The sequence below is a fragment of the Streptomyces sp. NBC_00094 genome, assembly GCF_026343125.1.
GTDB lineage: Bacteria > Actinomycetota > Actinomycetes > Streptomycetales > Streptomycetaceae > Streptomyces.
This window is the reverse complement of the sequence record NZ_JAPEMB010000001.1, coordinates 948,184-956,837: the sequence shown is the minus strand read 5'-3', so window position 1 is coordinate 956,837 and position 8,654 is coordinate 948,184. Positions and strand designations below refer to the sequence as shown.

Sequence of the window (8,654 nt, the reverse complement as noted above, 5' to 3'; positions counted from 1 at the left end):
ACCCGATGCGGCGGCACCCGGCTTCGACCGCCGTCGCACCCGTCACGGCGCGTCTTCCCCGCTGGGCTCCCCGTCGTCGGCTTGCGAGGCCTGCTGCGTGGTGGGACGGACCACATAGGTGCTGCCACCCACCAGCCTGTTCTGCACCTCTTGAAGGACGTGGAACTCGACGGGCCGGTCCGGCGCGTCCGCGGGGAGGCGGACGTTGACGGCCATCCCCCGGGAACCGAGCTCGGGGTCGATGCGCACGCCCTTCAGCTCGTTCTTGCGGTGCTCGTCGGGCTTCATCACGTACGAGCGCGCGAAGTCGAACTTGCGGATCCGCCCGTGCCGGTCGACGAACTGGTCGGGCAGGAACTCGTCCGCGTGGTCGAGGAGTTCGACGCCGTGGCCGGGCTGCGGCCCCTGGGCGTTGCCGAGCTTCTCGAAGGCGATGTACAGCCGCGTCCCCTCGGGCAGGTTCGCCCAGTCGAACCTCACCTCGGAGGGCTGGGTGGTCGTCTTGACGCTGTTGAGGAGGATGACGAACGCGCGGGACGGTGTGACGCCGCCGGGCAGCGCGTCCTCGACCTGGAGGTTCTTCAGCGCGGCGTGCTTGCGGGTGGTGACCAGCGTCGTCACGTCGAAGATCTCGCTCGCCGCGATGGGATCCTCGTCGCAGGTGACGACCGCCAGGATGCACGAGTGGGCGGCCGCCGTGGACGGGATGAGGAAGTCCCACTCGACCACGCCGGGCTCCGCCGCCTCCAGCCTGGCGATCGTCCTGACCGGGCCCAGAGGCGTGTACGCCGTGCTGACGGGATCGGCGGCGAAGGGCTTGCCGTTGGACCAGAAGTCCGTGGGCAGGGCGGGCAGGTTCGCCGAGGCGTCGGCCAGGAAGGCCCGCACCCGGACGTTCGTCGCCGCACGTACGCCCCTGTTGTGCACCTGCACGTAGAAGCGGTTCACGGCCGTCCGGCGTGCCGTGCGGTGCGCCAGCCGGGCCAGGGCGACGTAGTCGCCGACCGGGCCGGCGGTCTGGTAGTCGGGCTGCGGCGCGTCCACCACGATGTCGGGACTCTGCCACCACCACATGGTGCCGGGCGTGGCGCTCGGGTCGAAGGGGTCCGCGACACCCGAGGGGGAGGGAAGGACCCGGCCGGAGTCGAGCACGGTGTCGCGCACGTACAGGTCGACCATCGCGGTCTGCGCCACGTCGACGGGGCGCTCCCAGACGCTCCTGCCGTGCGTGGCGGCGCGCAGCAGCCGGCGCTTGGCGTGCAGGGCCAGGTCGAACACGGGCGTGTTGGGGAGGCCCTGGTCCCACAGCGTCCAGTTCAGGCCCGCGTCCTCGGTGCGGAACACGCCGCTGTCGGCGCCGCAGAAGAGCCGGTTGGGGTTCGTCGGGTCGATCACGATCGTGTTGACGGGATTGGCCGGCGCCAGTCCGTTGGAACGCGAGGTCCACACGGTGTCGGCCGTGCCCCGCCGGTAGACGTGGTCACAGCTGAACTCGCCGGGCTCCAAGGCGTTCAGCAGGCCGGCGATGGTCACCCAGACGGTTCCCGCGGCGTCGACGGCGATGTCGGACACGCATACCAGGGGCAGGGCCGGACCCGTCAGGTCCGTGCGCGTCACGTCCGCGGGGTTCCATGTCGCCCCGGTGCGCCGGTACCGGTAGACCCGTCCGTTCTCCGTCCCGGCGTAGACGGTGTTGCTGTCGCCCGGATGGACGGCGATGGCGGTGACCGCCGGTCCGGGCCCCGAGCTGATGGCTGCCCAGCTGTCGGCGCTGTTCGCGCTGCGCCAGAGCTGGTCCCCGCCGAAATAGCAGGTGGTGGGGGTGGTCGGGTCGAGCGCGAACGGCGCGTAGAACGGGACCCTGCCGCCGATTCCGGAGTTCTTCAGGAACCAGGAGGCGCCGGCGTCGTCGGAACGGTAGATGGTCTCGTTGGTGTACTCCTGGTACATCCGGACCGGCTTCGACGGGTCGATGGCGGTGAAGCCGCCGTCACCATACGCCGATACCGTCCACGCCGGTGTGCCGGCGTAGCGGTGCACGCCGTTGTCCTGTGTACCGCCGATCAGCACGTTCTCCCACTCGGGGTGCTGGGCGATGGAGTGGAACTGGAGCGTCGCCAGGTCCCGGTTGCGGTCGGTCCACGTCACGCCGGTGTCCGTGGAGATCTGGATGCCCCCGTCGTTGGCGTCCCAGCAGACGGCCGGGTTGACCGGATCGAAGACGAAGGCGTGGTGGTCGGCGTGGACGTTGGGGACGGCATCGAACACGCCACCGCCGGTGCCGGAGCGCCACAGGCTCCGCTCCGCGACGAACAGGACGTTCGGGTCGGTGGGGTGCACCGCCACGTGCAGGGCGTAGAAGCTCAGGTTGGTGAAGGAGAAATCGACGGTGTGGGTGTGGCCCGTGGCGTCACTGTTCGTGGTGAGCCCCACTCGTCCGCCACCGGCCAGCCTGGCGAACTCCTGGGCCGTGAACGAGACCACGTGCGTGTGGGGCGTCGTCCCGCCGGGGGTGGTCGTGTAGCTGTGCGCGGCCGTCGGTGCCGTCATGTCCGCCGCGGGCACCGTGACCGAGTGGGCGTGACCCGCGTTGCCCGATGTCCCGGCTCCAGCGGCGGAGTTGAGGCGCATCGGTACGGCCGCCCAGGTGCTCCCCCCGTCCGTCGTCCTCGCCAGTGCTGCGAAGCCGGGGTAGAAGGCGAACAGGGCGAGGGCGACGTCGGGGTTCCCCGCCTGCTGGGCCATCGCGACCCGCTCGAACTCCAGTTGGGCCGGCAGTCCCGGACCGCTGATCGCCGTCCATGCGGACCAGGACCCGGAGGTGCGGGTACTCGTCCAGAGGGCTTTGCCGAACTGGGCGGCGACGACCCTCACGGTTCCGGGCGGCCCCGGAGCGCGGAACACCACCATGTCGGTGAACAGGCCGACATGGCTCCGGCGCGTCCAGTTCACGCCCCCGTCGGTGCTTTCGCAGACACCGATACCGGACGACACGAGCAGCCGCTTGCCCGTGCTGTCCGTGGGGTCGAACACCACACGTGTGACGGGGGCCCTGTCGAAGAACGCCGCCGCCAGTTCGGTCCAGGTGTCACCGCCGTCGGACGAACTCATCAGACCGGCGCCGTAGTACGTGTCGTGGGCGGCCTGCTGCTCACCCGTCCCGGCCACGATGTGGAGGTGGTCGGAGGGATCGATCGCCAGCGCCCCGATGGCCAGACTGCGCTGGTAGTCGGACTTCGGCGTCCACGTCAGTCCCCGGTCCGTGCTCTTCCACACCCCGCCGTTCGCCGTACCGAGGTAGACCGTGTTCGTGTCGGTGGGGTCGACGGCGACGGAGAGCGCCCGGCCGCTCCACGCGGCGTTCCAGGCCAGCACAGGACCGGGACCCATCGGCGTCCAGTTGGTCCCGCCCGGAACCGGTGCCGACCGGATCGTTCCGTCCGGCTCCCGGCCGGCAGCGGCCCGCATGCCCGCCTCCAGTCGGTCCCGGCGCTCGCGGAGCGCCCGGACACCCGAGACCTGGGCTTCGCGCGCGCCGGGAGGGATGCGGCCGATGTGACCGAAGCGGCGCTCCCACAGATAGCGCTCGCGCTCCAGGGGGGCGTCTCCCTCCTCCGGAGGCTCACCGTCGGGCCCCTCCTCCGAGCCTTCCGGGGACCGGCCGTGCTCCGCGGCGGAGAGGGGCAGCACGATCACCGTCACGGACGCGGCCGTCCCGTCCCCGTCCTGTACGTAGTCCGATCCCCGCCGTGCGTACGCCGCCGCGATGTGGTGTTCACCCGGGTCCAGGCGGAAGGTCGAGAGGCGACAGACGAAGGCACCGTTGCCGTCGGGCAGGATCGCCTCGCCGACGGCCTGCCGGACATCGGACTCCGTGGGCCGCTCGGCCGCGAGATCGTCGCCGGCTTCGCGTACATCGGGAACCGCCAGCCCCTGGAGCACCCGGTCGGCCAGTACCCCCTGCCCGTCGACCGTGATCCGGACCGCCCAGCTCTGCCAGCCCGAGCCGCGGATCTCGAGCGCCATACCCTGACGACACGTTCGCGGGCTGACCTCAAGGAGAGGAACGTTGGCCGAGTCCCCTTCGGACCGGCCGGTGTTGCTTCCGTAGCCGTCCATAACTCCACGATAGGAGCGCGCCACCGGCAGGGCCTGTCCAACCTTCAATGGTTGAAGGGGAACTCGGGGCACGCCGGTCCGCGGACGAGGCAGGCGTCCCGTTGTTCATCGACGCCCGCATCGACACGCACCGGCCGTAATTCGCTTGCCCTGGCCACGGGGCAAGGCTGCACTGGGGCCGGACATCACACGTCGTGGTGCCGGTATCTCGAGGAGGCGGCCGCAGCAATGGAGATCCGTTCCACGACCGACGAGGACTTCGACGTCTTCGTCGGCACCGTCCATGCCGCGTTCGGGCGCTTCCCGGAGACTCCGGTCGAGGGCGGCGGGCTGTGGTGGTCGGCGCTCGAGAAGGACCGCTGCCTGCTTGCCCTGACGGCGGACGGGCGGCCCGTCGGCACAGCCGCCGCACACGCCTTCGAGCTCACCTTGCCCGGTGAGACCCTCGTCCCGGCCTCAGGGGTGACCGCCGTCGGCGTCCTGCCCTCGCACCGGCGCCAGGGCGTGCTCAGCGCGATGATGCGGCATCAGCTCGGAGAGTTGCGGGCCCGCGGGGAGTTCCTGGCCGTTCTGCTGGCCTCCGAGGCCACGATCTACGGCAGGTTCGGCTACGGACCGGCGACCTACACGGCGCGGCTGACCGTGCCGCGCCACCAGGCTGCCCTCGCCGCTCCCCGGGCGCGCGAGGCGGCCGACGCGCCGGTGACCGGGGCGGACAACGGCTCGGTCGAGGTGCTGCGGCGTGACGAGTGCGGCGAGATCCTGGAAGAGGTCTACGACCGGTACCGCCGTGCCCAGCCGGGTGCGTTGTCCCGGCCGCACCGCTGGTGGGCCCTGCGCGCGGGGCAGCCCCCGATCTCGCCGGCGCCGCGCTACGTCGCCGTCCACCGGGATGCCCACGGCGCCCCGGACGGGTACGCGAGCTACTCGATCGAGTCCGGCACCCTGACGGTCGACGAGACCATCGCCACCGACGACACCGTCTTCACGGCCCTGGCCCGGTTCGTACTCGGACACGACCTGGTCTCTCGGGTCGTGTTCAAGCACGTCCCGCCCGAGCACCCGCTGCGCCGGCAGCTCGCGGACTTCCGCGCCGGCGAGGTGAGCGGCGACACCGACTGGCTCTGGGTGCGGCTGCTGGACGTCCCGGGCGCGCTGACCGCGCGCGGCTGGTTCATGGACGGCGAGCTCGTCCTCGACGTCGAGGACCCGTTCCTCGGCGAGCGCGGCCGCTATCTGCTGACCGTCCGGGACGGTAAGGCCGACTGCGTCCCGACGGACCGGGAGCCCGACCTGTCCCTGGACGTGAGCGACCTGGGCTCGGTCTACCTCGGCGGCACTGCCCCGAGCACGCTGGTGCGGGCCGGACACATCCGGGCTCACCGCCCGGGCGTGGCCACCCTGGCCGACGCCCTCTTCCGCGCCGAGCGCTCCCCTCACTGCCTGCACTGGTTCTGACCTGCGCATGGGGCGCAAAAGCAACGCATGGACGGGCAGGGCCGCCGGAGCCCCCCCGTCCGGCGGCCTGGGCCAATGGCTCCGTCCGGTCACCCGCCCCACTGTCGGGGTGGGCCAATGGCCCACTGTTCCGTCCGTCGTTTGAGCCGCTGTACCCCCTTCGGTCTATCCTTGTAGCCATCACACATTTTCGGCGCCGCGCAGCGCCGTCCGGCGACGAGGCCGGGCAGGCCCGCGGTGCTTTCGTCGTGTCCGAGCCCCCACCACCCCAGGGGAGCCTCGCGCGGTGAGGAACAGATCAAGGGGGGCGGGATTGGCCGCCGTGCGGAAGTACTTCATGGCTCCGGATCCGGGGCGGGTCAGGCTCAGGGTCTCGCTGCGTGCCGTCCTCGGCGTCGCGCTCGCCGTCGCCCTGGCCGAGCTGCTCGGTCTGTCCCTCGTCGCGTCCATCACCGCCGGTCTCGCCGCGCTGCTCGCCCTCTTCACGGTCGCCGACTCCACCGTGCGCCGCCAGGCCGTCACCACGGCCCTGCTGCCGACGGTCGGATTTCCCGTGCTCGCCGTCGCGACCCTCCTGCACGGCGTGCCGCTCCTGCGCGACGCGGCCTGGCTGCTCGTGATCTTCGCCGGTGTGTACGCGCGCCGCTGGGGACCGCGCGGCCACGCGCTCGGCATCTTCGCCTTCATGCAGTTCTTCGTGACCCAGTTCCTGCACGCCCTGCCCGCCCAGCTCCCCGAGCTGTACGCGGCCACCGGCATCGCCCTGGGCGCGGTCGCGGTCGTGCGCTTCGTCCTGTGGCCCATCGAGCGTCGGGTCCCGCCGCCGGCGGTCCCTGCCGCCCTGCCCGGGACGGGGCTCGCCCGGGCCACCACCCGTCAGGCCGTCCAGGTCGCCGTCGCCTCGGGTGCGGCCCTCGTCATCGGACAGTTCCTCTCCGAGGAGCGCTGGTACTGGGCCGTCGGCACCGTCTGGTGGATCTTCGTCAACACGGCCTCGCGGGGCGAGACGCTCGTACGGGGCTTCCGCCGCGTCCTCGGCACCGTCACCGGGATCGCCGGAGGATTCCTCGTCGCCATCCCGTTGGGCGGCGCGCCCGTCGTCACCGCGTTGCTGGTCGCCGCCTGCGTGTTCGGGATCTTCTACACCGCCGCCGTTTCGTACAGCTGGATGATCCTCGCGGTCACCGTGATGGCCAGCCTGCTCTACGGGCTGCTGGGCGTGCTCGACGGTGCGCTGCTCCTCCTGCGCGTGGCCGAGACCGGAGTCGGGGCCGCGTGCGCCGGCCTCGCCGTGACGCTGGTCCTTCCCGTCCGGACGCATACGACGAACGACGCGTGGATCCAGCGAGCGCTCCTCTGCGTCCGGGCCGCCACCTCGGCGTCCGTTCGCCGCCTGGCCGGCGAGGACGCCGCCGACCCGACGCCGCACGCCGCCGAGCTGGAGGCGCTTCTCGGGCGCGTGCGGCTCTCGCTGGCTCCGCTGGTACATCCGTTGACCCCCTTCAGGGGGAGGAAGCAGCGGGCGCGCCGAGTCCTCGTGCTCCTCGACGAAGCGGCCGGAGAGGTGCGGGGACTGGTTGCCGTCGCCGCCGACCCGGACGCCGGCCACGACGCCCGCCTGGCTGCCGCCTGCTGGCGAGTCGAAGCCGCCGTGGAAGCCCTCACGTCGCGCGAAGGGGCCGGGGTGGAGCCGGACGGTCACCTCCGGTCCGAGAGCGAGGCCCACGCGGGTGCGCCGGCTCTCGCCCATGCCAGGGGGCTCGCTCGCGTGCTCACGGAGCTGGACGCTCCGCTGCGGACTCCGCCCGGTGCCTGGATGCTCCGTTCCTGAGACGGGACGTGCGGGGCGGGTCTTCCGTCACCGCAGGCGGTTGGTCTAGACCGCCTGCTACCGTCGGCCGGACGACGGCCGGTCGACCGTGACCGGCCCCGGGACAGGGGAGGCGCCATGGGCGACACAGGGGCGGTACGGGGCAGGAGCACGCCGCGGGCGTACATCGGGTCGTTCACCTCGGCCGGAGGGCTCGGCGTCCTCGCCGCCGACGTCGACGAGGAGACGGGCGCGCTCACCGTCAGCGGCGCGTCCGACGCCGTCGCCGACCCCTCCTTCCTCGCCCTCGCGGGCCCCGTGCTCCACGCCGTCTCCGAGTCCGAGCCGGGCGCCGTCGCGGCCTTCGACGTCACCGGACCCGTACCCCGGCCGCTCGGCCCGCCCGTCCCCGTCGACGGCGCCGGTCCCACGCACCTCGCCCTCGCCGCCGGCCACCTCCTCACGGCCAACTACACCTCCGGCAGCGTCACCGCCCTGCCCCTGGCCGAGGACGGCACCGCCCGCGCGGCCACGGCGGTCCTGCGCCACGAGGGCCGCGGCCCCGTCGCCGACCGCCAGAGCGCCCCCCACGCCCACCAGGTGCTCCCCGACCCCTCAGGCCGGTGGATCGTCAGCGTGGACCTCGGCACCGACTCCGTACGGATCTGCTCCCTCGACCCCGTCACGGGCGCGCTCGTCCTCCACCGCGAGACCCCGCTGCGCCCCGGCACCGGGCCGCGCCACCTGGCCTTCCACCCGGCAGGCGCCCACGCGTACGTCCTCAACGAGCTGGAGCCCACCCTCACCGTCTGCCGCTGGGACGCCGAGGCAGGCGTCCTCGAACCGCTCGCCGAGACCCCCGTCGTCCCCGAGGGCACCACCGGCCCCAGCTACCCCTCCGAGCTGGTCGTGGCCCCGGACGGCCGCTTCCTGTGGGCCGCCGTCCGCGGCGACGACACCCTCGCCGTGCTCGCCCTCGACCCGGACGGCGCCAAGGCCCACCTCGTCGCCACCGTGCCCTGCGGCGGCACCTGGCCCCGCGACCTCACCCTCGAACCCGCCGGGCGCCGTCTGTACGCCGCCAACGAGCGCTCCGGGGATGTCACCTGGTTCGACATCGACCCCGAGACCGGCGTTCCGGCCCGCGCGGGCGCGATCGAGGCCCCCGCCGCCTCCTGCGTCGTCTTCGGCTGACCCGTCGGCGCGAACGGTCCGTACGCGCGAAAGGGCCCGCACCGGATGTTCCGGTGCGGGCCCTCTCCGTTGC

At 72.6% G+C, this 8,654-nt stretch carries 4 protein-coding genes; 3 read left to right on the top strand and 1 reads right to left on the bottom strand.

From position 1 onward, the window contains the following. Positions 1–42: 42 nt before the first annotated feature. Positions 43–4,026, bottom strand: coding sequence for a glycosyl hydrolase (locus OG580_RS04005; protein ID WP_267042243.1), 3,984 nt, complete (start codon positions 4,024–4,026; stop codon positions 43–45). Between the two features lie 321 nt (positions 4,027–4,347). Between OG580_RS04005 and OG580_RS04000 the strand changes: the two genes are divergently transcribed. From OG580_RS04000 to OG580_RS03990, 3 genes are all read left to right on the top strand, one after another. After that, positions 4,348–5,577, top strand: coding sequence for a GNAT family N-acetyltransferase (locus OG580_RS04000; RefSeq protein ID WP_267042242.1), 1,230 nt, complete (start codon positions 4,348–4,350; stop codon positions 5,575–5,577). A gap of 337 nt (positions 5,578–5,914) precedes the next feature. Then, positions 5,915–7,408: an FUSC family protein gene (locus tag OG580_RS03995; RefSeq protein WP_267042241.1), complete on the top strand. Its 1,494-nt coding sequence runs from the start codon at positions 5,915–5,917 to the stop codon at positions 7,406–7,408. 117 nt (positions 7,409–7,525) lie between these two features. Then, positions 7,526–8,581 (top strand): lactonase family protein, encoded by a 1,056-nt coding sequence (locus OG580_RS03990; RefSeq protein ID WP_267042240.1) that lies wholly within the window; start codon positions 7,526–7,528, stop codon positions 8,579–8,581. Positions 8,582–8,654 lie beyond the last annotated feature (73 nt).